The sequence below is a fragment of the Ruegeria sp. C12 genome, assembly GCF_056537745.1.
Genome location: NZ_JBQFSA010000003.1, coordinates 147,804 through 173,520, shown reverse-complemented (window position 1 = coordinate 173,520; position 25,717 = coordinate 147,804). Strand labels below are relative to the sequence as shown.

The window sequence follows — 25,717 nt, the reverse complement described above, 5'->3', positions numbered from 1 at the left end:
GGTGGGGTTACGTTACCCACATGTTGGACCTGCTCAGTGATATCCTCACCCGTCTGTCCCTGCGGGGAACATTCTATTTCCGCACCTCCTTCACACCGCCTTTCGGTATTCAGGTGCCCGCGTTCGAAAACGTGGCCCGGTTTCACTTTGTGCAGCGTGGGGAGTTGAAGGTTTTTGTCTCTAACACAGGCGAAACCCTGCGTTTGAAGCAAGGCGATCTGATTCTGATCCCGCACGGCGCGGCCCATGCGCTGCTGTGCAATGAGGTCAATCCGCTGGACGCCCTGCCGCTGGAGCAGGTGCTGGAGGACGCCGGGTATCAGGGCGACGGCGTTCTGGTTTATGGTGGCGAGGACAAAAGCCGCGATACGCAATTGATCTGCGGCCATTTCTCGTTCACCGGTCCGCCGGGGCGACGCGGCACCGGGCATATGCTGATCGACCGGCTGCCGCCCTACATCCTGATCGAGAATTATGGCGAAGAAGCCGGGGCCTGGATCGAGGCCACGCTGCGCATGATCGGGTCCGAAGTGGGCGGCGCGCGGATCGGCGGTGACCTGATCGCGCTGAAACTGTCCGAGGTCCTGTTTGCCCAGGCAATCCGGGCCTATCTGGAATGCCAAAGCCCGACCGGCGCGGCGCTTGCCGGATTTGCCGACCCCCGCATATCCCGCGCGCTGACCGCCTTTCACCACGGCCCCGCACAGGAATGGAGTGTCGAGACTCTGGCCCGCGAAGCTGGGATGTCACGCACCGCCTTTGCCCAGTTATTTGCCGAGAAGATGGAAACGACCCCGATGCAATACCTGACCTCGTGGCGGATGCAGATCGCCTGCCACGGGTTGACGGAAAGCCGCTGGAACGTGGCGGATGCGGCGGCCGAGGTCGGTTACGCGTCCGAGGCGGCTTTTTCGCGGGTGTTCAAAAAGCAGGTCGGCGTATCCCCGGCGGCTTATCGGGCGATGCACTGATAGGCCCTAACTTCTGAACGATCTGCAACGAGACCTGAACGAACCGAACTGATGCGTCCGCGTTCACTACCTTATCTTCGGATTATCCCAAGCAAGAAAAGGATCTTCCGATGTCTCTTCGTTTTGTAACTCGTAACATTCACGCCTATCTGGACTACCCTGTCGCGCTAGCGCTGATCGTGCTGCCCTTTGTTCTGGGGCTGGGTCAGTCCAACCCCATGGCCTTATGGCTGTCGGTTATCACCGGGGTTGCGGCCTTTGTCCTGACCGTGCTTACCGACCATCGCCTGGGGATCTGGCGTGTCCTGAGCTATAAGTTCCATCTGGCCGTGGATCTGATCGTCGGCATCACCTTCCTGTTCGCCCCCAGCCTTTTCGGGTTTTCGGGTCTGGATGCCGTCTTTTACTGGCTGAACGGTGCTGCGGTGGTGCTGGTGATCTCGCTCAGCGCGCCTGAACAGGGTGTTGCCGCCTGAGAATTATCCACAGCTGTCACAGTATCATCGTGATACTGTCAAGAAACTGAGCCGCGCGTTTTACAAACGGGCGGTTCTTATCGGTTCACCAATCGCGTGATCTTTGAGACGATCACCAGACAGGAGAGCCCCGAGATGACCAAGATTATTCGCCCGACCCGCCGCACGTTTCTGGCTGGCAGCACTGCATTTGCTGCGTCGCTGGCCATGCCTGCCATCAGCCGTGCCGCGTCGCGACCCGTTTTCACACATGGTGTTCAGTCAGGCGACGTGGATGCAAGCTCGGGCATGATCTGGACCCGTACCGACCGGCCTGCGCGCGTGATGATGGAGGTCTCGACCTCCGAGAGCTTTGCCGATGCCCGCCGGTTGCCGCCAATGGATGCAATCCCGAACGGTGACTTCGCGGTCAAACGCCTGATCGACGGGCTACCAGCGGATCAGGATATCTTCTATCGCTTTGTCGCCGCCGATCTAAGTGACATCAATACCGTATCAGAGCCTGTTATTGGGCAATTCCGCACCGCTCCGTCCGCGCGCCGGAATATTCGTTTTGCCTGGTCCGGCGACACCGCAGGTCAGGGTTGGGGGATTGATGATGACGGGATGCGCACCTATGCGACCATGGCGCAGCACCGGCCTGACTTTTTCATCCATTCCGGCGATACGGTCTATGCCGACGGCCCGATGCAGGACGAGGTCGAAAAGGACGGGCAGGTGATCTGGAAGAACGCCACTCTGATCGACGAAAAGCGCAAGGTTGCCGAGACGCTGGACGAATTCCGCGCCCAGTGGAAATACAACATGATGGACGAGCACGTGCGCGCCATGAACGCCGTCTGCCCCACCTTCTTCCAGTGGGATGACCACGAGGTTGTCAACAACTGGTCGGACGCCAAGGACCTGATCTCGGATGATCGGTATTCCGAGAAATCGGTGCATGTGCTGCAAGCCCGCGCCGGACGGGCGTTTCACGAGATGACACCGCTGCGCATAACCCCGGCTGAGCCCGGTCGCGTCTATCGCAAGATCTCATACGGTCCGATGCTGGATGTGTTTTTCCTGGATCTGCGCAGCTATCGCGGCCCCAACGGGCCCGCGATGGAGGAAGAAATTACTGATCAGTCCCGCATTCTGGGTGCCGCGCAACTGGCCTGGCTGAAACGCGAACTTGCAGCCTCGCAAGCCACCTGGAAGGTTATTGCCTCGGACATGCCGATCGGGTTGATCGTGTGGGACAACTGGAAGGAACAGGCCGGAGCGGAGGCGATCTCAAACGGTGACAGTGGGCCGGCCAAGGGTCGCGAGTTGGAGATCGCCGATCTGCTGCGTTTTATCAAGACGGCGGGCATCACGAACACGGTCTGGTTTACAGCAGATGTTCACTATACTGCGGCGCACTTCTACGACCCTAACAAAGCCCAATTTCAGGATTTTGAACCGTTTTGGGAGTTTGTTTCGGGGCCCCTGCACGCCGGTACATTTGGTCCGAACGCGTTGGACGGAACCTTCGGGCCCGAGGTGAAATTCGTCAAAGCTCCGACCGAAGATCAAGGGGTGAACCTGCCCCCCAGTGCAGGTCTGCAGTTCTTTGGCCTCGTGGATATCGACGGTTCAACGCAACAAATGACCGTTCGCCTGATGGACCGCGCGGATACCGAGCTTTGGTCGGTAACGCTGGATCCGCGTGACCGGGCCATCTGATCCTATCTTCCCCGTAACTTGCGCCCCGAAGAAATTCGTGGGCGCATTTTTTTGGCTTGAATTGTCCGACTAAAATAATCAGATATTAATCAACGCCAGATGATGTATTATCCAGCACAGGGTTTCGGGGCGGTTTGCGGGCTTAGCGCGAGACACAGTGAGGGCCTGCCGCCGCCTCGGAAACGAGACAATCGCAGGGCTTCGGTATGCGCGAAAGGATGGACGAGATCATTGCCCGGCACGATGCCGCCACTGCCTGTGGGTGCAGCTGCTGCGACACCGATTACGCGGCTTACGTGGACCAAAAGAACCGCAAGGCTGCCCGCGATGCGGCGGGAAAAGGTGACACTCTTCCAGAGAGCGCCTCAAGCCGCCGCAAGTCTGTGCGGTACGTATTTGAAAACCTGTCAGGCAAGCGCGCGGGGTAAGGTGGGCAAGGCCACGCCCACCTTGACCATTCCTAAAAGTCCACGCCGCGCTGGGCTTTGATACCAGCCTGAAACGGGTGTTTTTCTTCGGTCATTTCGGTGACCAGATCGGCATAGTCGCGCAGCGCTTGCGGGGCGTCGCGACCGGTCAGGAAGACGCTGGTCTTGTCGGACCGTGCCTTCAGCCCCTCGATCACACGCTCAACCGACAGGTATTCATAGCGCAGGGCGATGTTGATCTCGTCCAGCACGACCAGATCATATTCGCCGCTGGCCATCAGAGCGCAGGCCTTGTCAAAGGCGGCAGTGGCGGCGGCAATGTCACGCTCGCGGTCCTGCGTATCCCAGGTGAAACCTTCGCCCATCGTGTGCCATGTGACCAGATCGCGGTCTTCAAAAAACCGGCGTTCACCGGTCTTCCACTTACCCTTGATGAATTGCACCACCGCGACTGTCTGACCCCAGCCCAGCGCCCGGATCACCACACCAAACGCGGCCGAGGATTTGCCCTTGCCCTTGCCGGTGTTGATCAGCACCAGCCCGCGCCCCGGATCAACCGCCTCGGACACTTTCTTGCGGTGCTTGGCCTGCACCTGCTGCATCTTTTCCTTGTGATCCTGTGCGTCGCTCATGGGGAACCCTCTTTGACTGTCGCGCCCAACCTAGGCGAAGTTTGCGAAAGGTAAAGTCACGCTTTGGGGTCGGTGACGGATCGCGCCTTGCTGCGCTCTAGCCCCAACTGATGCTCGCGCCAGATCACGACGACATTGCCTGCGATCACCAGCGCTGCGCCGATCAGGATGGCGACTGTTGGCAACTCATCGAACCAGACATAGCCGATGAAAATCGCAAACAGCATGGTCGAATAATCGTATGGCGCCAGCATCGAGGCCTGCCCGAACCGATAGGATGAGGTCACCAGAATCTGCGCAACCCCGCCGATCAGGCCCATAGTGACCAGTATCAGAGCCTGATTCAGCGTTGGCATCGTCCAGCCCCAGAACGCGGTCAGCGCCGACAGCAGCGTGGCGGTCATGGAAAAGTAGAACACGATGGCGGCTGGGTGATCGACCTTGACCAATTGCCGGATATGGATCTGAACAAAGGCGCGGGCGATGGTTGCCCCCAGCACGCACAGCGCGCCGATGGTTGCTGCCATCTCCATCTGAGTGCTGCCCAGCCGGGGCCAGATCATGATCAGAACCCCCAGCAAGCCCAGAGCGACCGCCCCGATTCGGATCATGCGGATACGCTCGCCCAGCATCAGCGCGGCCAGAATCAGGGTGAAGATCGGGGTGGCATAGCCGATGGCCGTGACCTCAGGCAGGGGCAGAAGGCTGAGGCCGGTAAAGGTCAGTCCCATGGCGCTGGTGCCCAGAACGCCGCGCCAGAAATGGCCCATGGGTTTCTTGACGACAAAACCTTGCGCCAGTTCGCCCCGCCAGATCAGCCAGATGATGATGACCGGAATGGCAAAGAGCGAGCGGAAAAAGACCAGCTCACCGGGCGGGAAATCCTCGGACAGGGCTTTGACCAGTGCCGACATCGAGGTGAACAGCATCAGCGCAGCCAGTTTCAAACCCACGGCAAGCATGGGTCGATGCGATGTTAAGGATTGTGCCATTGGCCGGGACCCTGCGCCTTTGGCGGCGAAAGATCAACGACGGGATTGTACCAATCAGGTGGATTTCCAGTGATCGGGAACGGGGTGGCCGATTTCATCCGCGAAGGCATCCAGAAACTCAAGCATCTGTGACACCCGTTCCTGTGCAAGCGCCCGCCCGGCAGGGGTCAGCATATCGGCAGGCAGGGTCAGCAGTTTGACTTTCCAGTGGTCGAGCGAGAATTTCAGATCGTCCAGCGCGCGCGCTTCGGCAAAGGGATCATCGGGATCATAAAGGTCGCGGCCCAGCGCGCCAGCAACAACAAAGGTGCGGGCGATGCCAATCGCGCCCAGTGCGTCCAGCCGGTCTGCGTCGCGCAGGATGCGGGCCTCGGCAGTGCGCGGGGGGATGTTGGCCGAGAAACTGTGGGCCTCAATCGCGTGCTGGGTGGCGCGGATCGACGCGGCATCAAAGCCCAGATCACCCAAAATAGGCTCTGATTCCTGCGCGGACAGACGAGAGGCGAGGTGCCGGTTCGGATCGTTCTTGGGCAGGTTGACTAGATCGTGCAGATAGCAGGCGGCCAGAAGGACCTGCATGTCTGTCTGTTCATCGGCGATGGCCCGCGCATTGCTCCAGACGCGATCCAGATGCGCCAGATCATGCGCCGGGTCGGCCTGCATGCGCTGCGCGACGATGCCCCGCAGACGGGCGCACAGATCAGCCGATATGTCCACGATTCTCGCCGATCTGACCCCGATGCAGCAGCAAGTGGTCGAGGATGACGCAGGCCATCATCGCCTCACCCACGGGAACCGCGCGGATACCGACGCAGGGGTCGTGGCGGCCTTTGGTGATGATCTCGGTCTCCTCACCGGATTTGGTAATGGTCTTGCGGGTGGTCAGGATCGACGAGGTCGGTTTGACCGCAAACCGCACCACAATGTCCTGCCCGGTCGAGATACCGCCCAGAATGCCGCCCGCGTGGTTTGAGCTGTATTGCGGGCCGTTCTGGCCCATGAAGATCTCGTCCGCGTTGGCCTCGCCGGTCAGTTCAGCGGCGGCCATGCCTTCACCGATCTCGACGCCCTTGACGGCGTTGATCGACATCATTGCAGCGGCCAGATCAGTGTCTAACTTGGCGTAAATCGGTGCGCCCAGCCCGGCGGGAACGCCGCGCGCCATAACCTCGACCACCGCACCGACCGAGTTGCCGGATTTGCGCAGGTCGTCCAGATAGGCGGCCCAGTCCCCGGCCGCTTGGGCGTCGGGCGTCCAGAACGGGTTCTGTTCGATCTGCGACCAGTCGAAATTGGCGCGGTCGATCTTGTGCGGGCCGATCTGGGTCATGTAGCCGGTGATCTGCACATTGGGCGCGATCTGTTTGATGGCCTCTCGTGCCAAGCCACCGGCGGCAACACGCGACGCGGTTTCGCGGGCTGAGCTGCGCCCGCCACCGCGATAATCGCGGATGCCGTATTTCTGCCAATAGGTGATATCGGCATGGCCCGGACGGAACTTGTCCATGATGTCGCCGTAGTCTTTCGAGCGTTGATCGGTGTTCTCGATCATCAGCTGGACAGGGGTGCCGGTGGTCTGGCCTTCGAACACGCCGGAGAGGATTTTCACCTGATCGGGCTCGCGCCGTTGGGTGGTGAATTTGTTCTGCCCCGGTTTGCGCTTGTCCAGCCAGTGCTGAATCATGCCCTCATCGATTGTGACGCCTGGCGGGCAGCCGTCAACAGTGGCGCCCAAAGCGGGGCCGTGGCTTTCACCCCAGGTGGTGACGCGGAAGAGGTGTCCAAAGCTGTTCATCGACATGGGCGTGCTCCTTTGAGCGAAGTGATTAGCCTTGTGGGCCTTTGGCCTCAAGCGGATTTGCTTCTTGGGGTCGGGGAGGGGGCTCTGCCCCAGTCGCGCAAGCGCGACTCCCCCGAGGTATTTTTGAACAGAAGAAGGATCAGGCGGCTTTTGCGATGGTCGCGCGCGTCGCGGTTATCTTGAGCGCGGCTTGTGCGGCTTCGCGGCCTTTTTCGACGAAATGCGCGCGGTAGATGGCGTTGTGGTGGTCGGTTTCCTGATATTGGTGCGGGGTGAGTGAGACCGACAGGATCGGGACGCCGGTATCCAGGCCTGCGCGCATCAGGCCGTCCACCACGGCTTGTGCCACGAAATCATGCCGGTAGATGCCGCCATCGACGACAAAGGCGGCGCAGGCGATCGCGGCATATTGGCCGGTTTGGGCCAGATCGCGCGCCAGCAGGGGCATTTCGAACGCGCCGGGGGCGTCGTAGACGTCGACCTGTTCGGCTGGGATGAGCTCAAAGAAGCCGTCAAGCGCGCGGTCGACGATATCGGAATGCCAATTGGCTTTGATGAAAGCATAGCGGGTGTGTGTCATTTGGACCTCCTTAAGTAGACAGACACGTCACCCAAGGCGATCACGAGCAGACGCGCCGAGGCGGCACGCTGCACGTTCTCTTTCATCCGGACTTTAACCGTCGGCTCTGGCCTCTCACCAGATCTGCTTGTCACCCCGGATGATCCGAAGCCGCTCGCGGGCTTACGGGTCATTGCCCGCATACCGCCGGTGGGGAATTTCACCCCGCCCTGAGAACGAGACGGACCTTGCATAGATCGGGCCCCTTCTGCAAGAGATTTGGCAGGAGGAATGCCATGCACCCGAACCCCGCCTTCCGCGCCGAGGACCGCGCGCGTCATATTGCGTTTGCCCGTGATAGGGCCTTTGGCGTGTTGGCAATCTCGACCGATGGCGCGCCGATTGTAAGCCATGTTCCGTTTTTGCTGTCCGAAGACGGGGCGGTGGCCGAGCTGCATCTAGTCCGCTCGAACCCGATTGTGCGGGTGTTGAAGCAGCCTGTGACGGCGCGAATCGCGGTATCGGGGCCGGATGGGTATGTGTCACCCGACTGGTACGGGATCGCGGATCAGGTGCCGACCTGGAATTATGTGGCCGCCCATCTGACCGGCGTTCTTGAGATGCGCCCGCCGCAGGAATTGCGCGATCTGTTGGACCGGCAGTCGGCGTTCTACGAAGATCGGCTGCGTCCGAAGCCGCCGTGGCGTACCGACAAGATGACCGATGAGGCGCTGGATCGCATGATGCGGATGATTGTGCCCTGTCGGATGCGGATCGATGACATTCAGGGTACCTGGAAGCTGAACCAGAACAAATCCGATGATGTGCGGATGCAGGCGTCCGATCACATCGCGTCGGGGATTGGGTCCGAGTTGCAGGTGCTGCAGACGCTGATGCGCGGGGCCAAGCCGTCAGACGACTGACCGCTTTTGTTTTTTCGCCCTTGTTGTAAGGTCGGCGCAATCAGGGAGCGTGCGAATGAAACTCTATCACAGTCTGACCTCGCCTTATGTGCGCAAAGTCATGGTGCTGCTGCACGAAACGGATCAGCTGGAGGATGTCGAGCTTGAGACGGTGGCCAGTACGCCGATTTCACCGGCGGCATCTTTGATCAGCAAGGCCCCTCTGACCAAGGTTCCGGCGTTGGAACGCCCGGATGGGCCAACCCTGTTCGACAGTCGGGTGATCTGCGCGTTTCTGGATGCCCGCGCCGGAGGGCGGCTTTATCCCGATGGCGCGCGCCGCTGGGATGTACTGACGCTTGAGGCGCTGGCAGATGGTATTCTGGATGCGGCCCTGTCGATGACCTACGAAGACCGGTTGCGCCCCGAAGACAAGCAATGGGACGACTGGACCGAGTCGCAATGGGTCAAGATCGACCGGGCCTGTGCCGCCCTGAACCAGCGCTGGATGGCGCATCTGTCCGGCCCGCTGGATATGGGGCAAGTGGCTGTCGGCTGTGCGCTGGGCTATCTTGATTTGCGCCACGATGAGCGCGGCTGGCGCAAGGGCAATGATGCGCTTGCGGCTTGGTTTGCCGAGTTTGGCGAGCGGCCCAGTATGGTCGCCACCCGCCCGCAAGGCTGAGGGCGACCCGCGCCCCTAGTCGCTGAAGGTTGCCAGATAGGCGGCGATGTCTTCGGCCCCTTTCCTGAGCTTGACGCTCATGTTGGGGCGGGCGGTTTCGTCCTGCAGAAACTCCTGAATGAAACCAATCGGGTCCTTTGAATAGACCGCGATGTTTTCCTCGGTCCAGACAAGCCCCTGTTCGCCCGCCCGGATCATATCGTCGGTGAACATGCCGATGGGCAGGCGCTCGCTGCCATTCAGATAATCGGTCTCGGACCCGGCGACGCGGCCCACGACGCCATAGAGATTCGGTCCGGTAATGCCGCCTTTCTCCAGAACCTCGCCATCTTTGATGATCGCGTGGCACGAAGAACAGCGGTTATAAAGCTGCTTGCCTTTGGCGGGATCGCCAGCGGCGGCGGTTTGGGTGGACAGTGCAATCGTTAACAGAACGGCGGCCAAGGGGGTTTTTGACATCGGGGTCTCCTGATCGGCGTTCGCGCAGACCGGGATGTCCGGCATTCAGGCACAGGATTCAACAGCAAAAAGACCGCTATCTCACTGAACAAATGGTCTATTTCAGAGGTGTCATTTGTCGCGGAACAATGCGGCTCTGCCGTCGCGGATATTGCATGACATGGCATCAATCTTCTGCCGGAAGATGTGCCCCGAATCCGCTTGGGTCAGGCATAGCGGGGATGTGTCCCTGACCATCGAATCAAACCCCGCCGATTCGGGATGATCGGAAAAGATGTGGGCTTGAATCACCAAAAATACCCGATGCATTGTGACAAATAGCACAGATGCGGCGTATTGCGCGTTTATGACCGCTGGACGAACGCTATTTGCGTCGATAGACAGCGCGGTTAAGACACCGCATTCGTGCGGTGCGCGAGCTATTTGCCCGTCCGCGGGCGCCAGAAAACCGGAGATAACCTCGTGTCCCACGCAGAAGACCACGAAGGCACCCGCAGAGATTTCCTCTATTACGTCGCTGGCGGCGCAGGAGTCGTTGCGACAGGTGCAGCCGTATGGCCCCTGATCAACCAGATGAACCCGTCGGCGGATGTGCAGGCCCTGTCCTCGATCCGTACAGATGTCAGCGGGGTTGAGCCGGGCACACAGTTGACCGTGAAATGGCTGGGTAAACCCGTGTTCATCCGCCACCGCACCGGTGCCGAGATTGCCGAAGCGCAGCAACAGGATGAGGAAGCGGTTGGCAACCTGCCCGACCCGCTGGCCCGGAACTTCAACCTGAACGCGGACGCGCCCGCAACCGACGCCAACCGCGTGCTGCCCTCGCCCGAAGGCGAAGCAGCGGGTGCCTGGATCGTGCAGATGGGCGTTTGCACCCACCTGGGCTGTGTTCCGCTGGGCGACGCCGGTGATTTCGGCGGATGGTTCTGCCCCTGCCACGGCTCGCACTACGATCTGGCTGGCCGGATCCGCAAAGGCCCCGCGCCTGAGAACCTGCCGATTCCACCCGTTGAATGGGTGGACGCATCAACCCTCAAACTCGGCTAAGGGAGACCCAACTTATGTCCGGAATTCCCCACGATCATTACGAGCCGAAGTCAAACGGCGAAAAGTGGCTGCACAGCCGCCTGCCCATCGTCGGCCTTTTGTATGACACCCTGATGATTCCCACCCCCAAGAACCTGAACTGGTGGTGGATCTGGGGCATCGTTCTGGCGTTCTGCCTGGCGCTGCAAATCGTCACCGGCATCATTCTGGTGATGCACTACACCCCGCATGTCGATTTGGCCTTTGCCAGTGTCGAGCACATCATGCGTAACGTGAATGGCGGCTACTTCATCCGCTACCTGCACATGAACGGCGCGTCGCTGTTCTTTGTTGCGGTCTATATTCACATGTTCCGCGGCCTGTTCTACGGCTCGTACAAAGCCCCGCGTGAGATCACGTGGATCATCGGGATGCTGATCTATCTGATGATGATGGGCACCGCCTTCATGGGCTACGTTCTGCCCTGGGGTCAGATGTCCTTCTGGGGTGCGACCGTGATTACCGGCCTGTTTGGCGCCATCCCGTTTGTCGGTGATGCGCTGCAAACCTGGCTGCTGGGCGGACCGGCGGTGGACAACGCCACGCTGAACCGCTTCTTCTCGCTGCACTATCTGCTGCCGTTCATCATCGCGGCGCTGGTCATCGTGCATATCTGGGCGTTCCACACCACCGGCAACAACAACCCCACAGGTGTTGAAGTGCGTCGTGGCTCGAAAGCCGAGGCCGACAAGGACACGCTGCCCTTCTGGCCTTACTTCGTGATCAAGGACCTGTTTGCGCTGGCGGTTATTCTGGTCGTGTTCTGGGCCATTGTCGGCTTTATGCCGAACTACCTGGGCCACCCGGATAACTACATCGAAGCCAACCCGCTGGTGACACCTGCGCATATCGTGCCCGAATGGTACTTCCTGCCGTTCTACGCGATCCTGCGGGCCTTCACCGGCGAGGTCTGGGTTGTGCAATTCGCCAGCTTCATCACCGGCGGCATCGTCGACGCCAAGTTCTTTGGTGTGGTCGCGATGTTCGGTGCGATCCTGGCGATGGCTCTGGCACCCTGGCTGGACACCTCGACCGTGCGTTCGGGCAAATACCGTCCGATGTTCAAATGGTGGTTCTACCTGCTGATCATCGACTTCTTCGCCCTGATGTGGCTGGGTGCGATGCCCGCGGAAGAGCCCTATGCAACCTTCTCGCTGATCGCATCGGCCTACTGGTTCGCTTATTTCTTCGTGATCCTGCCAATCCTTGGGGTGATCGAGAAGCCGCTGCCGCAGCCCGAGACCATCGAAGAAGACTTCAACGCGCATTATGGCAAGGCTGACGCCGAAGCCACGCCGGCCGAGTAAGAAGAGGGACCGGAAACATGTTCAAGAAACTTGCAATCGGCGCCGCGTTTGCCCTCGCTCTGACCCCTGCTGCATCCTTTGCGGCAGGTGGCGGCGAGCAGCATATCGAGGATTTCGACTTCTCGTTCGAGGGTCCGTTCGGAACCTGGGATCAGAACCAGCTGCAGCGCGGCCTTCAGGTCTACACCGAGGTTTGCGCAGCCTGTCACGGGCTGAGATATGTGCCCCTGCGCGATCTGGAAGCGCTGGGTTATTCGGAAGAGCAGGTCATCACCTACGCGGCCGACAATTTCGAGGTCTTCGACCCCGAGCTGGACGATTTCCGCCCGGCGATCCCGACCGACCATTTCCCGGTCAATGACGCGGTTGGCGCACCCGACCTGAGCCTGATGGCCAAGGCGCGTGCGGGCTTCCATGGTCCTTATGGCCTGGGCATCAACCAGCTGGTCAAAGGTATGGGCGGCGCGGAATACATCGCCTCGCTGCTGGATGGCTATACTGGCGAAGAGAAGGAAGAGGCAGGCACCATCCTGTACGAAAACAAGGCCTTCCCCGGCGGCTGGATTTCGATGGCCCCGCCGATTTCGGAAGATCAGGTTGAGTTTGCCGACGGCCACCCGGCCACTGTCGAAGCCATGTCCGAGGACGTTGCCGCCTTCCTGATGTGGGCCGCCGAGCCCAAGATGATGGATCGCAAGAATGCCGGTTTTGTCGGCGTGATCTTCCTGACCGTTCTGTCGGTGCTGCTGTACCTGGTGAACAAGCGTCTGTGGGCGCCGCACAAGGGTAAGCTTCGCAACGAGGACTGATCCTTTTCGGAATACTGACACAAGAACCCCCGCGCCCTAAGGTTGCGGGGGTTTCTTTTTGAGGTCGCCAGAAGGGGCCAGCCCCTCTTGGCCCGCGGCCAATTCACCCCGAGGTATTTTCGAACAGAAGAAGGGGGGATCAGACCGTGAGTTGGCCCGAGGTCTGCCCGGTGATTGTTGCCGTCACGATCTGGCCTTCGGGCTGAGGCGCGTTGAAGGCGACCTCGGTGAATTGTTCGGTCCGACCCATATGGGGGTTTTCCATCAGGATGTGATGGGTTTTGCCGATCTGGTCTGACAGGTGCCGGGTGACCTGCGCATCACCTGCGGCGCGCAGGCGGGCGGCGCGGTCTTTGATGATGTTGCCGTTGACCTGCTGCGGGATGCGGGCCGCCGGGGTGCCGTCGCGTTTGGAGTAGGGGAAGACGTGCAGCCAGGTCAGATCGCAATCAGCGACCAGTTTCAGCGAGTTCTCGAAATGCGCCTCTGACTCGGTCGGGAAACCTGCGATGATGTCTGCGCCAAAGGTCATCTGCGGGCGCAGCTTGCGGGCCTCTTCGGTGAAGCGGATGGCGTCGTCGCGCAGGTGGCGGCGTTTCATGCGTTTCAGGATCAGATCGTCGCCATGTTGCAGCGACAGATGCAGATGCGGCATCAGGCGCGGCTCGGTCGCGATGGCCTGCATCAGGTTCTCGTCCACTTCGATGGAATCGATCGAACTGATCCGCAAGCGGGGCAGGTCTGGCACCAGCTTGAGGATGCGCATCACCAGATCGCCCAGCCTGGGCTGCGCCGGCAGGTCGGCCCCCCACGAGGTGAGGTCTACGCCTGTCAGGACGACCTCATTATAGCCTTTGTCCACCAGCCGCTTGATCTGATCGACAACCACGCCCGCAGGGACACTGCGCGAGTTTCCGCGGCCATAGGGGATAATGCAGAAGGTGCAGCGATGGTCGCATCCGTTCTGGACCTGCACATAAGCGCGGGATCGGGTTCCGAAACCGTCGATCAGGTGGCCAGCGGTTTCAGTGACCGACATGATGTCATCGACCTGCACTGTTTCGGTTTCGCCAATGAAATCGGCCGCCATACCCTTCCAGGTATCGGGCCGCATTTTCTCGGTATTGCCGATGACTGCGTCGACCTCTTCCATTTGGGCAAAGGTCTCAGGCTCGGTCTGTGCCGCGCAACCGGTGACGATCAGGCGGGCGTTTGGGTTTTCCCGGCGCAGCTTGCGAATCTCTTGCCGCGCCTTGCGCACCGCCTCAGCCGTCACGGCACAGGTGTTCACGACCACCGCATCGGTCAACCCCGCCTGTTGCGACAGCTCTTTCATCGCCTCGGTTTCATAGGCGTTCAGGCGACATCCCAGAGTGGTGAATTTTGGGGCGCTCATCCCAGCGACCTTATGAATTCGGGCGTCAGGGTGCCCGAGAATACATGGGCTGTTGGTCCGGTCATCCAGACACCATCGTCGCGCCAGTCGATCCAGATGGTGCCGCCGTCCAGTTCGATCTGCACCTTGCGCCCGGTCAGGCCCCGCCGAGCAGCCGCAACCGCTGTGGCGCAAGAGGACGAGCCAGAGGCCAGAGTGATGCCCACACCGCGTTCCCAGACGCGCATCCGGATATGATCCGGCCCGATCACCTGAGCAACCTGAACATTGGTGCGTTCGGGGTAGAGAGGGTGGTGTTCGTAGCGCGACCCGAACTCGGTCAAGGGAATCGCTTCGGCGTCATCCACGAAAAACGTGCAGTGCGGGTTGCCCATGCCGGTCGCCGTTGGCGCGCCTTCTATGGGCAGTTCCAGAGTGTCCATCTCTTCCGCCAGCGGGACGTCGTGCCACTCCAGCTGAGGTTGCCCCATATTGACCGAGGTCAGGCCGTTCCCGGCCTCTTTGGCCAACAATGTGCCCCGTTCAGTCGTCAGCGTCAGATCGGATTTCCCGCTTTCCTCCATCAGAAACCGGGCGATACAGCGGGTGGCGTTCCCACAGGCGGCCGAGGTCGAGCCGTCCGCGTTGTAAAATACCAGATGTGCGTCGGCTGGGCCGGTTTCGATCACGGCCAACTGGTCGAATCCGACGCCAAACTGACGATGCCCGATTCCCCTGGCCAATTCCGCGCTGATCGGAACGGCATGCGCGCGCGCATCCACAATGACAAAGTCATTGCCCAGCCCGTGCATCTTCATAAAGGGCAAACCGGTATCGCTTATCTGTTGCATGGCGGGCATATAACGTTGCTCTGAACATGAATCCACCCTGTCGCGCAGATTCCTGAAAAAAGGGGTTGACCCCCCCGCGCCACCTGCCTAATTAGGCCGCCTATCGGGTCGCGGGAAACACTGATTAAACCGGCGAAACGAGGCGCAAAATAAGGGCTTGAACCCGGTCGGGTAATTGCCTTACAGAGCGCCACGGATCGTCAAGATCCAACGAAAGAGTGGGCCGTTAGCTCAGTTGGTAGAGCAACTGACTTTTAATCAGTGGGTCGCAGGTTCGAATCCTGCACGGCTCACCACTTTTTCCGCAAGGCAAGCTTGAACAGGCGGGATTTTCCCGCGTCAGCTGCAATCAAGCGGTATGGAACCGCATAGAAATATGCAAAAGACCGTTGGGGTCGGATGTAGGCGCATCCCAACCCTCGAACTACTTCTTTTCGAAGAACAGGATGACCTCTCCGATGCGGATCCCGAAGCGTGAGACATAGGCGCGGTTCAGCAGGCGGTCATCTTCCAGCAGCCACATCCAGTCGTCGAACTTCACGCGCATGGAGCCGTCCTTGATCGGCAGGTCGATCTTGTATTTCCAGTTGAAGGTGTCACCGCGCTCGATCCCTTCAGCGGTGCCAAGCACGCCGGGGGCGGTGCCGGTCCAGGTATCGGCGCCGGTTTTGGTCAGGGTCCAGATACGCTGCTCGGTCGCGCCGTCATCATAGACGAAATCTTCGACCAAGGTGAGCGTTTCTCCGTCCCAGGTGCCGTCGATATCAACGGTAAAGCGGCGCGGGACGTTGCCGAGGATGTCCTGAAACTGACCGTAGGCAACGGTTTTGCCTTCGAAAAACTCCTCAAGGTTCAACTCGCGATCCGACAGGAAGGATTTGGGAACCCTCGGTTTGGCCGAGCACGCCGCCAGCACCAACAGACAGGCGATCGCGGCAATGGATATGAGCGCGCGGATACGGATCATTGCAACAGCCTGCCGTCCGCGTCGGCATCATAGCCGTTTGTGCCGGACAGATGCGTGGTCTTGATCTCGGGTGCAGGGCGCATGGTCGCGACCAGCTCGGCCACTTTGATGCCGAATTTGCGCATTTCGGATCGGTTCATGATCGCGCCATTTTCGGTCAGATACATCCAGTCGGTCACATCCAGCGTGTGACCGCCCGCATCTTCGGGCAGGATGATCCTGTAGGTCAGCTTGACGGTTGAGCCCGAGATTTCACCTTTTCCTTCCCCCACAATGTCATCTGCCGTGGCGATGAAAGTGTTGCCGGTGCCCATAGTCAGATACCATTTGCGGGTCATCTGCTTGCCGTTGGAATAGGTGAACCATTCCGCCAATGTGCCTGAGTTGCCGTCCCATTCGCCGACCATGCGCGCCACGAAGCTGTTCGACATCTTGCCATTGGGGCCATAGATCAAGCCTTCGGACAGGATCTCGCCATTGAGGTGTTTCTTCAGCGAGAAATCCGGGCCGGTGCCCGTGTAATCGGCAGGCGATTGGGACCGAAAGCTCAGAAACCGGCCCCGGGCCGCAAGAACAGCGAGGATGGCGAGCAGAAACACGATAAGCGTATTCATTTGGCTGTAACCTCCGTAGGAAGGGTCAGAACCATCCCGAACGCCCCAAGCTTTAGGATGCAGGGCAGCACGGCGTAGGCGAGGTTGAGCGTGTTCAACGCCTCGGCACTGTTGGTTTGACCGGGTGTAAAGCCGCTGCGTTCCAGAAGCGGCAGAGTGAAAAAGGCAGCGAGCGCAAGGCCCAGCTTGCCAGCGAATGACCAGATGCCAAACGCGGCCGAGGCGTTCAGCCCCGCGCGCGTCAGCACGACCGAGAACATGGCGGGCAGCACCACCATATCCGCCCCAAGCGCCGCGCCGGATGCGATGCAGATGATGGCGAAACCGGTGAGGTCTCCGGCGGATAGCGTTGCGGCACCGATGAAGCCCGCGATCGAGAGCGGCATGGCGATGATCAGGGTCTTTTTCGGGCCGATCCGGTTGCTGAGCTTGGCCCAAAGCGGCACGCTTGCGCCCGCGCTGAGGAAGAACAGGATCAGCAGCGGCCCCGCCTTGCCGGCCAGTTGCAGGCGATCTTCGACAAAGAACAGGAACAGCGTTGAGGTGATGGCGACCGGAAGGCTGTTGACCAGTGCCAATGCCAGCAGTCTCAGCGCTCCGGCCTGCCCAAGACCGGCGAAGGACAGGCCCTGACCGGTGATCGGCGTGCGCCGCCAGATCGGTATTGTCAGAACCAGGGTCAACAGCGCCAACAGGCCGAGAAACAGCCCGAAAGCGGGGTAACCTTGCGCTGATGCACCCAAGGCCACGAACAGGGCTGGCGCGCTGGCCGCGATGACCACGCCCGTCAGTTGCCCGCCTTCGCGGTAGGCGGCGAGTGTCATCAGTTCTTTCGCGTCAGCCTTTTTCGCAAGCGTCGCGCTGCGGCCGTATAGAAGGATTGTGCCCAGGCTGTAGGCCGAAAACAGCAGGATCAGAACCGTGATCAGGGCTGTGACGCTTGCGCCTTCGGGCAGGCCAAACAGCAAGGGAAAGCCGATGGCCAATCCCAACGCGGCCAAAGCTGCGAACAAAAGCTGCCCCCCCGGCCAGCGGTCGATGGCCCAGCCGATCAGCGGGTCCTGCACCAGATCGACCAGTCGGATCACCAGCAAGACCGTACCGATCACCCCAAGGCCAATGCCCAGATTCACCGCCGCAAAGCGCGGCAGGTGAATATAAAGCGGAATACCCGCCGCAGCGAGCATCAGCGCATAGAGGCTGACACGGGGGTACAGCATCACCGACCCTTCAAACTCTGCGTAAAGCTGGCCGACCGGGTGTTGTCGCCCAGAAAGATCGACATGAAGGATTTCTTGATGTCGGTACTCGCCAGCGTGCAGGTTTGGGTACCATTGCGCCAGAACCCGACCTTGTTGGGCCCTTCCGAGATCGCCAGATAGTTGTCACCTTTGCTGACGGCCTGAAAACAGGCTTCAAGCTGTGCCTGTGTGGGCTGTGGGTTGCCCTGACGGGCCATCTCTTCCAGCGTCGATTCCACAAGTGCCTTTTGTTTTAGGTTCTTGCGGTAGGTCAGTTGCAGGCCAAAATCCTCGGCCCAGTTAAACGCGGCCCCGCCGGGGGTGTAGAGTTTCGCGTCGTAAAGCGGCAGACCCAGAAACCGAAAGGTCCCGCTGCCGATCTGCTTGGGGTCTTTCAATTCGCGCGACAGCGGATCCGCTGCCAGCCCAACCGGGGCCAGCAGCGTCAAAGACAAAAGCCCGGCGCGCCAGAGGCGCCTATTCAGCCGCAACAGCAGGGATGGCCGGGTCTTGTTCCAAAGTGCCATGGTCAGCTCCGATCGTTTGCGGGGTGCCCTTGATGCGATCCACGACATGCATCGCGCTGGCAATCCCGTCTTCGTGAAACCCGTGCCGGTTATACGCTCCGGCGAACCAGGTCCGGTTCTGTCCCTGCATCTCGCGGATTTGCCCTTGTGCTTTCAGGGCGGCCTTGTCGAACACCGGATGGGCGAACTCGACCTGATCATAGATATTGTCCGCGGGAATTTCTGACGACGCGTTCAGCGTCACGAACAGCGGATCGCTGTCTGGAATGTTCTGCAAACGGTTCATCCAATAGGTGACGCCGACATTCCCGGCTTGCGAGCGATAGGTCCAACTGGACCAGCAAGCACGACGCTTGGGCATCTGGCCGGGGTCGCAATGCAGGATGGCGCTGTTGGGCTGATAGCGGATCGCTTCCAATGCTGCAGCTTCGGCGGCGGTGGCATTGTCGCCCAGAATGGCGCGGGACTGATCGGAATGGGTGGCCAGAATGATTTCATCAAACCGGTCGGTGTGGCCCTGACTTGTAACCGAAACGCCCATGTCGTCACGCTGAACATGATCGACCGGAGCACCCAGACGGATGTCACATCCCCGTTCGCGCAGGGCGGCGTCGATGCGACGCACATACTCGATACTGCCGCCTTTGACCGTGTACCACTGGTGCTGGTTGGCGCGGCCGCTGGCCAGCAAGGCGTGATTGCGGAAGAACTGCACCAGCGAGCGCGCTGGGAACTGATCCACGAATTCAACTGGCGTCGACCAGATCGCGCCGCACATCGGCATCAGATAGTTGTGGCGGAACCAGTGACCCAGACGCATCTGATCCACCAGCTCTCCGATCGTGGTGTCGTCGTCCTTAGCGGCCTCGGGCGCTTCTTTGCTGAAGCGCAGGATGTCGGCGATCATCTTGTAATAAGACGGCCGCGCCAGATTGCGTTTCTGTGCGGTCAGGGTGCGCAGGTTGTTCAGCCCATACTCGATCCGACCGTTGTCGATGGTTGCGCCAAAGCTCATCTCGGATTTGGTGACCGGCACGTTCAATTCGTCGAACAGTTTGGTCAGGTAAGGATAGGTCGCGTAGTTGAACACGATGAACCCGGTATCCACCGGTTGATCACCTTTCTTTCCCGCCATGACCGTGCGGGCATGCCCCCCCAGTCGGGGTTCGGCCTCGTAAACTGTGATGTCGTGGTCTTCTGAAAGGTAGTAAGCTGCGGATAGACCTGAAATGCCTGCACCTACGATTGCGATTTTCTTACGTACGCCCCGTGTTTCGTCGAACATGTGATCCCCTTAGTGCGACATTTTACAAAGGGATACGTAGCAGGGTTCACGCCGGATCAATCAGATTAGATTAATTTGCCACGTGCTCTAGACTGTGACGTCTGGGCTGAGTTTCCTGTGTGGTTGCGTGATCCAGCCCTTTGGCCCAACCGTAGAAGATACAGCACAACAGATATGGCCCGGGGATGAGCAGTTTTCACGGAAAAACCTATTGGATCGTAGGCGCCAGCGAAGGGCTGGGCCGGGCCGTGGCCGAGGGGCTGGCCCGCGACGGTGCGCATCTGATCCTGTCGGCGCGCAATGCCGACCGCCTGGCCGAAATCTGCGCCAAGCTGCCCAATGCGCGGTCGGTGCCCTTCGACGTGACCGATCTGGACGCCGTACGCCGCGCCGTGGCCGAGACCGGAGAGATCGACGGGCTGGTCTACAACGCCGGAGCCTATGAGCCGATGCGCTCGGCCGATTGGGACACCGAGGCGGTTCTGGCCATGACCGACGTGAACTACACTGGCGCGTTGCGGGTACTGGGTGAGACGGTGCCGGGCTTCATGCGCGCAGGTCGGGGGGACATTACTCTGATCGGCTCTTTGTCCGGCTATCGTGGCCTGCCTGCGGCGGTGGGTTATGCGGCCAGCAAGGCGGCGTTGGTGTCGCTGGCCGAGACGATGCGGTTCGATCTGGCGGGCACGGGGGTCACGGTTCGGATCGTCAATCCGGGTTTCATCAAGACCCGCCTGACCGAGAAGAATGACTTCAAGATGCCGATGCTGATGACGCCTGAGGACGCGGCAGAGCGTGTCATCAAAGCGATGTCGCGCCGTCGTTTTCGCACCGATTTTCCTGCACCGTTTTCCTGGGTGGTCCGGTTGGTAGATTACCTGCCGGATTGGCTGGTGTATCGTGGAAAATAGACCCTAACCAAACTGCCCCTGACAGAACCAGCCCGCTGACATGGTGCCGCCATGGCCGTAGAACAGCCACAGCCGTTCCCCCTGTTCCGTCACCACCACCCAGTAATCGCGCACGCCGCTGCGCCAGTTGGGATCGTCCAGCCACCATTCGGGCGCGATCCGTTCCGGGCCGGTGGCCTGTGCCAATTGCCAGTCGCGCCCGCGCCAGCGAAAGCTGCCGGGCACATCCGGGGTTTCCGGGGCCATCACCGGCTCGGGCTGCCACATCTGCAAGGGGCGCGGACGTGCCGGCGCAGGCCAATCGCGAGCCGGTTCCGACCACGCCGCCGCCAGCACCTGCGCCGTCTTCTCGGGGATGTGCGAGGCGGCGGGATGTCGCCGTGTGATCGCCTCAAGCCCGACCCGCGCGCCCAGCTTGCCGATCAGGTCATCCACGGCTGTATTCCCTTCAAGCCGGTTGCGGGCCACCTGTCTGGCTTCGGCATGTCCTGCCATCGTTCGGGCGTGGATAGGTTCGGTCTGGATCGCCTCAAGCCGCAGCATGTCGATGCCATAGCCAGCGTCGATCTTATCGATTTTCATCTCTAACAAGGGGCGAATGCGGTGTTTGTCATAGGTCGGACGGGCCAGACCGACCTCGATGATCTCAGCCGCCTGATCGGCGCGGTGGGCTTCTAACCGCAGGGTCCGGACGCCGCGCCCTTTCTCTTCCAGCTTGGTACAAAGCGTCGGCAGAACGCGATCAACAGCAGCCATCACGTCCTCGATCAACCCGATCGGGTTGGGCAGGGTCATCCGCACCGCAAACTGATGTGGCGGGCGGGCGGGCGAGACGGGCTCGGGCGCGCTGCCCATGGCCTGATCCAGCCGCAGCACCAGCCCGCGTCCGAACCGCCGCGCCAAACTGGCGCGTGGTTGCCCCAGCAGATCGCCGATCCGGCGCAGGCCCAGACGGTTGAGCTGTGCGACCACCTGATCCTCAAGCCGCAGCGCCGCGATGGGCAGCGGGCTGAGCGCGCCGTAGGATTGCCCTGGCGCGGCGATCCGGGCCCCGCCGCCCAGCGCCATCACCTGCGGCGCGGCCCCGCCTCTGGTCCAGTGCCGCCGCTTGCCCGCCCGCGCGCGGGTGGCACGGGCCTCCTGACTGATGGCGTCGCCATTGCGGTCGGATGTGGCCTCTTGCCCTGCATAGCGTGCCAGCGCCCAGGCCGCGCCCAGCGTATCCGCGATCCCCATCTGCACGCTGAGGCCCATATCGGCGCAGTCGGTTTCAAGCACGCTCAGCAATGCCTCTTCCCCGCCGAACAGATGGGCGCAGCCCGACAGATCGACGATCAGCCCGTCCGGCGCTTCCTCGGCCACCCACGGGCTGAACTTGCCCGCCCAGCGGCGCAGCGCGGTCAGAAACGCAGCCTCGGCCGGGGCGTTGCGGTGTCTGGTGATCAGCGAGGCACACATGGCATGGGCATCGCGCACCGGCTGACCCACGCGCAGCCCGGCAGCCTGAGCTTCGGCGTTCAGAGAGGTCACGACCTGCATGTTCGACTGTTCGGCCACGACAGCCAAAGGTCCGCTATGCAGCCCCCGCGCGGCGCGGATCAGCCGTTCAGCCCCCAGACGGGGAAACCACAGTGAAAGTATTCGGCGTTTTGGCATCGGCAGACATCAAAATGTTCTTATTTTGTTCTTACCTGAGAATCAGCGCCCGAGTCCACGCCTACCCGCAGGTCAGACGCTGAATGACGCCCGCACCGTTCACGAAGACATTCAGCCGGTCGATGCGATAATCCTGCGTCGCAATGTCGTTTGGTCCCAGAACCCGCGCCCGTTCGGGCAGATCGGCCTGAATGGAAGACACGGGCTGACCGACCGAGTCAGCAAACGGATCGCCCTGACAAAAGGCCAGATCGACCGGCGCGGCTTCGGGCTCGGTCCGCGCCTCTTCCGGGGCAGGAGGTTCGGCGCAGGCCGCAAGAAGGATCAGGATCGGGATAAATCGGTGCATTGGCGCTCCTCATTCCGGCAATGTCGTTTCTGCAATATCAAGCGTTTAACCTGCCTGTCATCAAAGCACAGTTGAAAACACCCTGCAATTGGCGCAGGGTCGGGGCAAACAAGACAGGGAGACAAGCACAATGCGCACCCGTGCCGCCGTCGCCGTTCAGGCGGGCAAACCTTTGGAAGTGATGGACGTGAACCTGGAAGGCCCCAAAGCGGGCGAGGTTCTGGTTGAAATCAAAGCGACCGGCATTTGTCACACCGACGAATTCACCCTGTCGGGTGCCGACCCCGAGGGCCTGTTTCCCGCCATTCTGGGCCACGAAGGCGCAGGCGTCGTGGTCGAGGTCGGCCCCGGTGTCACCAGCCTGAAGCCCGGCGACCATGTGATCCCGCTCTACACCCCCGAATGTCGTGAGTGTGAATACTGTCTGCACCCCAAGACCAACCTGTGTCAGGCGATCCGCGAAACGCAAGGTAAAGGCCTGATGCCCGACGGCACCTCGCGCTTTTCGACGCTGGATGGTGATCCGATCCTGCACTACATGGGCTGCTCGACCTTTTCGAACCACACGGTCCTGCCCGAGATTGCGCTGGCCAAGGTGCGCGAGGACGCGCCGTTCGACAAGATCTGCTATATCGGCTGCGGCGTGACCACCGGTATCGGAGCCGTCATCAACACCGCCAAGGTCGAGATCGGTAGCCGGGCCATCGTCTTTGGTCTGGGTGGTATCGGCCTGAACGTCATTCAGGGCCTGCGTCTGGCCGGGGCCGATCAGATCGTGGGCGTTGACCTGAACCCTGCCAAGGTGGAAATGGCGACGAAATTCGGCATGACCGATTTTGTGAACCCCAAAGAGGTCGAAGGCGATCTGGTTCCCTATCTGGTCAACCTCACCAAGGGCGGCGCGGACTATACGTTCGACGCCACCGGCAATGTCGGCGTCATGCGCGACGCACTGGAATCGGCCCACAAGGGCTGGGGTGAGTCGATCATCATCGGCGTGGCCCCTGCGGGTGCCGAAATCTCGACCCGTCCGTTCCAGCTGGTCACCGGCCGATCCTGGCGCGGTACCGCCTTTGGCGGTGCGCGGGGCCGGACCGACGTTCCCAAGATCGTCGACTGGTACATGGACGGCAAGATCGAGATCGACCCGATGATCACCCACACTATGGGTCTGGACGACATCAACCACGGCTTCGACCTGATGCATAAAGGTGAGAGCATTCGGTCGGTTGTGGTTTACTGATACAATGAAATGTTCTTGAAGGGCGGGCTTTAGCTCGCCCTTTTTTCGTACCTAATTTTTGATGATAGAATTATTTTGAATTGAGGATTTGAAGTGACAACAGGAAAATCCTACCGATTGGCAGTATTGATAGATGCGGACAATGTGCCCGCGAAACATGCCAAAGAGATATTCGAAGAAATTGCGACATTGGGCGAAGCCGGTCTCAGGCGGATTTACGGAGACTTTTCCAACGGCGCACCCCAAGGATGGGATGCCGCATTGCTGGCTGAATTTGCCATCGTTCCCCATCAGCAGTTCGCCAATACATCTGGGAAGAATTCCAGCGATATTGCCTTGGTAATTGATGCCATGGACATCCTGCATTCTGAGCGCTTCGGCGGGTTTGTACTGGTGTCGTCAGACAGCGACTTCACCCGCATGGCAAGCCGCATTCGCGAACAGGGATTGGATGTATATGGAATCGGCGAGCGAAAAGCACCCAAAGCGTTCGTCAATGCGTGCAATCGTTTCATTTACATAGAGAATATTGAAAAATCCGAACCCATTGCATCACGCGCGAAGAGTGCAGAGACACCAAAGGCGAAGCATGAGTTGAACCATGCTTACCAATTGATCCGAAACGTTGTGCTGAACACGAACGAGGCGGATGGATGGGCCAGTCTCGCTTTTGTCGGTAGTCAATTAGGTAAGATGTATCCGGACTTCGACTCCCGTACTTACGGTCACAAAAGGCTGAGCGATTTGGTTAGAGCCATTGGCCGCTTTGAAGAAGGTAACATAAATGGAGGACTCAAGATCAGGTGCAGTGACACCTAAAGCCTTGATTCAATCCCCCGGCCGCGACGCCCCTGTATCCGAGCGCGGTGAGCGCACCCGCAAAACCGGGGTGTTGGTTGAGGTGGTATTCGACCGGCTCTCGCGCCAGACCACGAATACACCAGACGCGATGATGACGCTTGCCCCGACGGCGACCCAGCCGTCCGGTCGCTCGCCAAAGAAGATCATTCCAAACAGCGTTGCCCAGATGATCTGGCTGTATTGGCTGGGGGCGACAACACCGGCGGGCGCGGCGCGGTAGGCCAGGATGATCAGGTGTTGCGCTATGACCGAGAACACGCCGACCAGCGCCATCATCGCCAGATGCAGCAGCGAGGGCGGCTGGTAGACGGCGGGTTGCAGCAAGCTCATGACCACAATCGCCAGTAGCATGGGGTAGAGGATCAGAACGGCCGAGCGTTCCTCGTTCCCGATTTTGCGCACCAGAACGGATGCAAAGGCGCTGCAAAACGCGGCCGTCAGGGCGGCGAGGTGGCCCAAAGTGATATCCGTTGAACCGGGGCGCAGCACGATCAGAACGCCGATCAGGCCGACGCCAACGGCGGCCCAGCGCTGGGCGCGGACAACTTCCCCCAGAATCGGAATCGACAGGACCGTGACGATCAGCGGGAAGGAAAACAGCAGCGAATAGACCTCGGCCAGCGGCAGGACCGAGAAGGCGTAAAAGGCGCAGGACATTGCCGTGACCATCAGCGCCGAGCGCAGCAGCACCAGCCACGGGTGATGCGGCAGGAAGTTGCCCGTTGTCCGGTCGGTCAGGATTGTGACTGCCATGGGGACAAAGGAAAACAGCGTGGCGAAGAAGATGATCTGCATAACCGAATAGGTCCCGCCCAGCACTTTGATCAGCGCGTCATGGCTGGCAAAGACCGCGAATCCCGCAAACGCGAAACCAAGTCCCCGAAGGGTGGTGTTTTGAGTGCTCATCGATATGGCCTCGGGTGATGTCGGTGTGGTGGCACTGTGCCGTCGCAGCGCAAAAAGGCTGTCTTGCCCCTGAGTAAACCGATTTTACCGGGGCGCATAGCCCCTATTTTACCGCTAACA

Annotated in this window: 28 protein-coding genes, 1 tRNA gene and 1 riboswitch; of the genes, 13 read left to right on the top strand and 16 right to left on the bottom strand. The window is 60.4% G+C overall.

Annotated features, from left to right (window positions below; all coding sequences use genetic code 11):
- Positions 1–20: 20 nt before the first annotated feature.
- The 4 genes from ACR0C9_RS08220 (at position 21) to ACR0C9_RS08205 (ending at position 3,579) form a co-directional block, all read left to right on the top strand.
- Positions 21–971: an AraC family transcriptional regulator gene (locus ACR0C9_RS08220; RefSeq protein WP_170623617.1), complete on the top strand. Its 951-nt coding sequence runs from the start codon at positions 21–23 to the stop codon at positions 969–971.
- Positions 972–1,081: 110 nt separating this feature from the next.
- Positions 1,082–1,447 (top strand): SPW repeat domain-containing protein, encoded by a 366-nt coding sequence (locus ACR0C9_RS08215; RefSeq protein ID WP_480780764.1) that lies wholly within the window; start codon positions 1,082–1,084, stop codon positions 1,445–1,447.
- A gap of 135 nt (positions 1,448–1,582) precedes the next feature.
- On the top strand, positions 1,583–3,151 hold the full coding sequence (locus ACR0C9_RS08210) for an alkaline phosphatase D family protein (protein ID WP_480780763.1): 1,569 nt from the start codon (positions 1,583–1,585) through the stop codon (positions 3,149–3,151).
- A gap of 218 nt (positions 3,152–3,369) precedes the next feature.
- Positions 3,370–3,579 (top strand): hypothetical protein, encoded by a 210-nt coding sequence (locus ACR0C9_RS08205; protein WP_480780762.1) that lies wholly within the window; start codon positions 3,370–3,372, stop codon positions 3,577–3,579.
- Between the two features lie 32 nt (positions 3,580–3,611).
- Here the strand turns inward: ACR0C9_RS08205 and cobO are convergent, their stop codons facing one another.
- The 5 genes from cobO to ACR0C9_RS08180 form a co-directional block, all read right to left on the bottom strand.
- Positions 3,612–4,211 (bottom strand): cob(I)yrinic acid a,c-diamide adenosyltransferase, encoded by a 600-nt coding sequence (gene cobO / locus ACR0C9_RS08200; RefSeq protein ID WP_480780761.1) that lies wholly within the window; start codon positions 4,209–4,211, stop codon positions 3,612–3,614.
- A 56-nt stretch (positions 4,212–4,267) separates the two neighbouring features.
- Positions 4,268–5,203: a DMT family transporter gene (locus ACR0C9_RS08195; protein WP_480780760.1), complete on the bottom strand. Its 936-nt coding sequence runs from the start codon at positions 5,201–5,203 to the stop codon at positions 4,268–4,270.
- A 54-nt stretch (positions 5,204–5,257) separates the two neighbouring features.
- Positions 5,258–5,920 carry an HD domain-containing protein gene (locus ACR0C9_RS08190; protein ID WP_480780759.1) on the bottom strand — a complete coding sequence of 221 codons (663 nt, stop codon included), beginning with the start codon at positions 5,918–5,920 and terminating at the stop codon, positions 5,258–5,260.
- Positions 5,904–7,004: a chorismate synthase gene (gene aroC / locus ACR0C9_RS08185; protein ID WP_170453470.1), complete on the bottom strand. Its 1,101-nt coding sequence runs from the start codon at positions 7,002–7,004 to the stop codon at positions 5,904–5,906. Before aroC ends, ACR0C9_RS08190 begins: the two co-directional genes overlap by 17 nt.
- A gap of 139 nt (positions 7,005–7,143) precedes the next feature.
- Entirely contained in the window at positions 7,144–7,584 is a 441-nt protein-coding gene (locus tag ACR0C9_RS08180; RefSeq protein WP_170453471.1) for a 6,7-dimethyl-8-ribityllumazine synthase, read from the bottom strand.
- Positions 7,585–7,654: 70 nt separating this feature from the next.
- Positions 7,655–7,805, bottom strand: a riboswitch (FMN riboswitch).
- A 54-nt stretch (positions 7,806–7,859) separates the two neighbouring features.
- On the opposite strand from ACR0C9_RS08180, the gene ACR0C9_RS08175 reads away from it, so the two are divergent.
- Positions 7,860–8,486: an FMN-binding negative transcriptional regulator gene (locus tag ACR0C9_RS08175; protein ID WP_480780758.1), complete on the top strand. Its 627-nt coding sequence runs from the start codon at positions 7,860–7,862 to the stop codon at positions 8,484–8,486.
- A gap of 55 nt (positions 8,487–8,541) precedes the next feature.
- Positions 8,542–9,150, top strand: coding sequence for a glutathione S-transferase (locus ACR0C9_RS08170; protein ID WP_170453473.1), 609 nt, complete (start codon positions 8,542–8,544; stop codon positions 9,148–9,150).
- Between the two features lie 15 nt (positions 9,151–9,165).
- On the opposite strand, the gene ACR0C9_RS08165 is transcribed toward ACR0C9_RS08170, so the two are convergent.
- Entirely contained in the window at positions 9,166–9,609 is a 444-nt protein-coding gene (locus tag ACR0C9_RS08165; protein ID WP_170453474.1) for a c-type cytochrome, read from the bottom strand.
- 462 nt (positions 9,610–10,071) lie between these two features.
- Between ACR0C9_RS08165 and petA the strand changes: the two genes are divergently transcribed.
- The 3 genes from petA to ACR0C9_RS08150 are packed head-to-tail and all read left to right on the top strand — an operon-like array spanning position 10,072 to position 12,811.
- Positions 10,072–10,656, top strand: coding sequence for a ubiquinol-cytochrome c reductase iron-sulfur subunit (petA, locus tag ACR0C9_RS08160; protein ID WP_170453475.1), 585 nt, complete (start codon positions 10,072–10,074; stop codon positions 10,654–10,656).
- A 14-nt stretch (positions 10,657–10,670) separates the two neighbouring features.
- Entirely contained in the window at positions 10,671–12,002 is a 1,332-nt protein-coding gene (gene petB, locus ACR0C9_RS08155) for a cytochrome b (protein ID WP_170453476.1), read from the top strand.
- Positions 12,003–12,019: 17 nt separating this feature from the next.
- Positions 12,020–12,811 carry a cytochrome c1 gene (locus ACR0C9_RS08150; protein ID WP_170453477.1) on the top strand — a complete coding sequence of 264 codons (792 nt, stop codon included), beginning with the start codon at positions 12,020–12,022 and terminating at the stop codon, positions 12,809–12,811.
- Between the two features lie 139 nt (positions 12,812–12,950).
- Here the strand turns inward: ACR0C9_RS08150 and mtaB are convergent, their stop codons facing one another.
- Both mtaB and dapF read right to left on the bottom strand, forming a co-directional pair.
- Positions 12,951–14,207: a tRNA (N(6)-L-threonylcarbamoyladenosine(37)-C(2))-methylthiotransferase MtaB gene (mtaB, locus tag ACR0C9_RS08145; RefSeq protein WP_170453478.1), complete on the bottom strand. Its 1,257-nt coding sequence runs from the start codon at positions 14,205–14,207 to the stop codon at positions 12,951–12,953.
- Positions 14,204–15,046, bottom strand: a complete 843-nt coding sequence (dapF, locus tag ACR0C9_RS08140; protein ID WP_170453479.1) for a diaminopimelate epimerase — start codon at positions 15,044–15,046, stop codon at positions 14,204–14,206. Before dapF ends, mtaB begins: the two co-directional genes overlap by 4 nt.
- A 211-nt stretch (positions 15,047–15,257) precedes the next feature.
- Between dapF and ACR0C9_RS08135 the strand changes: the two genes are divergently transcribed.
- Positions 15,258–15,333, top strand: a tRNA-Lys gene (locus tag ACR0C9_RS08135).
- A gap of 128 nt (positions 15,334–15,461) precedes the next feature.
- On the opposite strand, the gene ACR0C9_RS08130 is transcribed toward ACR0C9_RS08135, so the two are convergent.
- The 5 genes from ACR0C9_RS08130 to ACR0C9_RS08110 are packed head-to-tail and all read right to left on the bottom strand — an operon-like array spanning position 15,462 to position 19,671.
- Positions 15,462–16,004, bottom strand: a complete 543-nt coding sequence (locus ACR0C9_RS08130) for a DUF3833 domain-containing protein (RefSeq protein WP_170453523.1) — start codon at positions 16,002–16,004, stop codon at positions 15,462–15,464.
- Entirely contained in the window at positions 16,001–16,618 is a 618-nt protein-coding gene (locus ACR0C9_RS08125) for a DUF3833 domain-containing protein (RefSeq protein ID WP_170453524.1), read from the bottom strand. Before ACR0C9_RS08125 ends, ACR0C9_RS08130 begins: the two co-directional genes overlap by 4 nt.
- Positions 16,615–17,838: an MFS transporter gene (locus ACR0C9_RS08120; RefSeq protein ID WP_170453525.1), complete on the bottom strand. Its 1,224-nt coding sequence runs from the start codon at positions 17,836–17,838 to the stop codon at positions 16,615–16,617. Before ACR0C9_RS08120 ends, ACR0C9_RS08125 begins: the two co-directional genes overlap by 4 nt.
- Positions 17,838–18,386: a hypothetical protein gene (locus tag ACR0C9_RS08115; protein ID WP_480626529.1), complete on the bottom strand. Its 549-nt coding sequence runs from the start codon at positions 18,384–18,386 to the stop codon at positions 17,838–17,840. The genes ACR0C9_RS08120 and ACR0C9_RS08115 overlap by 1 nt, the downstream gene beginning before the upstream one ends.
- On the bottom strand, positions 18,337–19,671 hold the full coding sequence (locus ACR0C9_RS08110) for an FAD-dependent oxidoreductase (RefSeq protein WP_170453526.1): 1,335 nt from the start codon (positions 19,669–19,671) through the stop codon (positions 18,337–18,339). Before ACR0C9_RS08110 ends, ACR0C9_RS08115 begins: the two co-directional genes overlap by 50 nt.
- A 185-nt stretch (positions 19,672–19,856) precedes the next feature.
- Here ACR0C9_RS08110 and ACR0C9_RS08105 point away from each other — a divergent pair, with 185 nt between their 5' ends.
- Entirely contained in the window at positions 19,857–20,582 is a 726-nt protein-coding gene (locus tag ACR0C9_RS08105; protein ID WP_170453527.1) for an SDR family NAD(P)-dependent oxidoreductase, read from the top strand.
- 3 nt (positions 20,583–20,585) lie between these two features.
- Here ACR0C9_RS08105 and ACR0C9_RS08100 read toward each other — a convergent pair whose 3' ends face one another.
- Complete coding sequence (locus tag ACR0C9_RS08100) at positions 20,586–22,238, bottom strand: Y-family DNA polymerase (protein WP_170453528.1); 1,653 nt, start codon at positions 22,236–22,238, stop codon at positions 20,586–20,588.
- A 61-nt stretch (positions 22,239–22,299) separates the two neighbouring features.
- A complete protein-coding gene (locus tag ACR0C9_RS08095; protein ID WP_170453529.1) occupies positions 22,300–22,587 on the bottom strand; it encodes an I78 family peptidase inhibitor in 288 nt (95 codons plus the stop codon).
- A gap of 130 nt (positions 22,588–22,717) precedes the next feature.
- Between ACR0C9_RS08095 and ACR0C9_RS08090 the strand changes: the two genes are divergently transcribed.
- A complete protein-coding gene (locus ACR0C9_RS08090; protein WP_170453530.1) occupies positions 22,718–23,830 on the top strand; it encodes an S-(hydroxymethyl)glutathione dehydrogenase/class III alcohol dehydrogenase in 1,113 nt (370 codons plus the stop codon).
- A 93-nt stretch (positions 23,831–23,923) separates the two neighbouring features.
- Positions 23,924–24,649, top strand: a complete 726-nt coding sequence (locus tag ACR0C9_RS08085; RefSeq protein ID WP_170623347.1) for an NYN domain-containing protein — start codon at positions 23,924–23,926, stop codon at positions 24,647–24,649.
- 9 nt (positions 24,650–24,658) lie between these two features.
- Here the strand turns inward: ACR0C9_RS08085 and ACR0C9_RS08080 are convergent, their stop codons facing one another.
- Positions 24,659–25,597, bottom strand: coding sequence for a DMT family transporter (locus tag ACR0C9_RS08080; protein WP_170453532.1), 939 nt, complete (start codon positions 25,595–25,597; stop codon positions 24,659–24,661).
- Positions 25,598–25,717 lie beyond the last annotated feature (120 nt).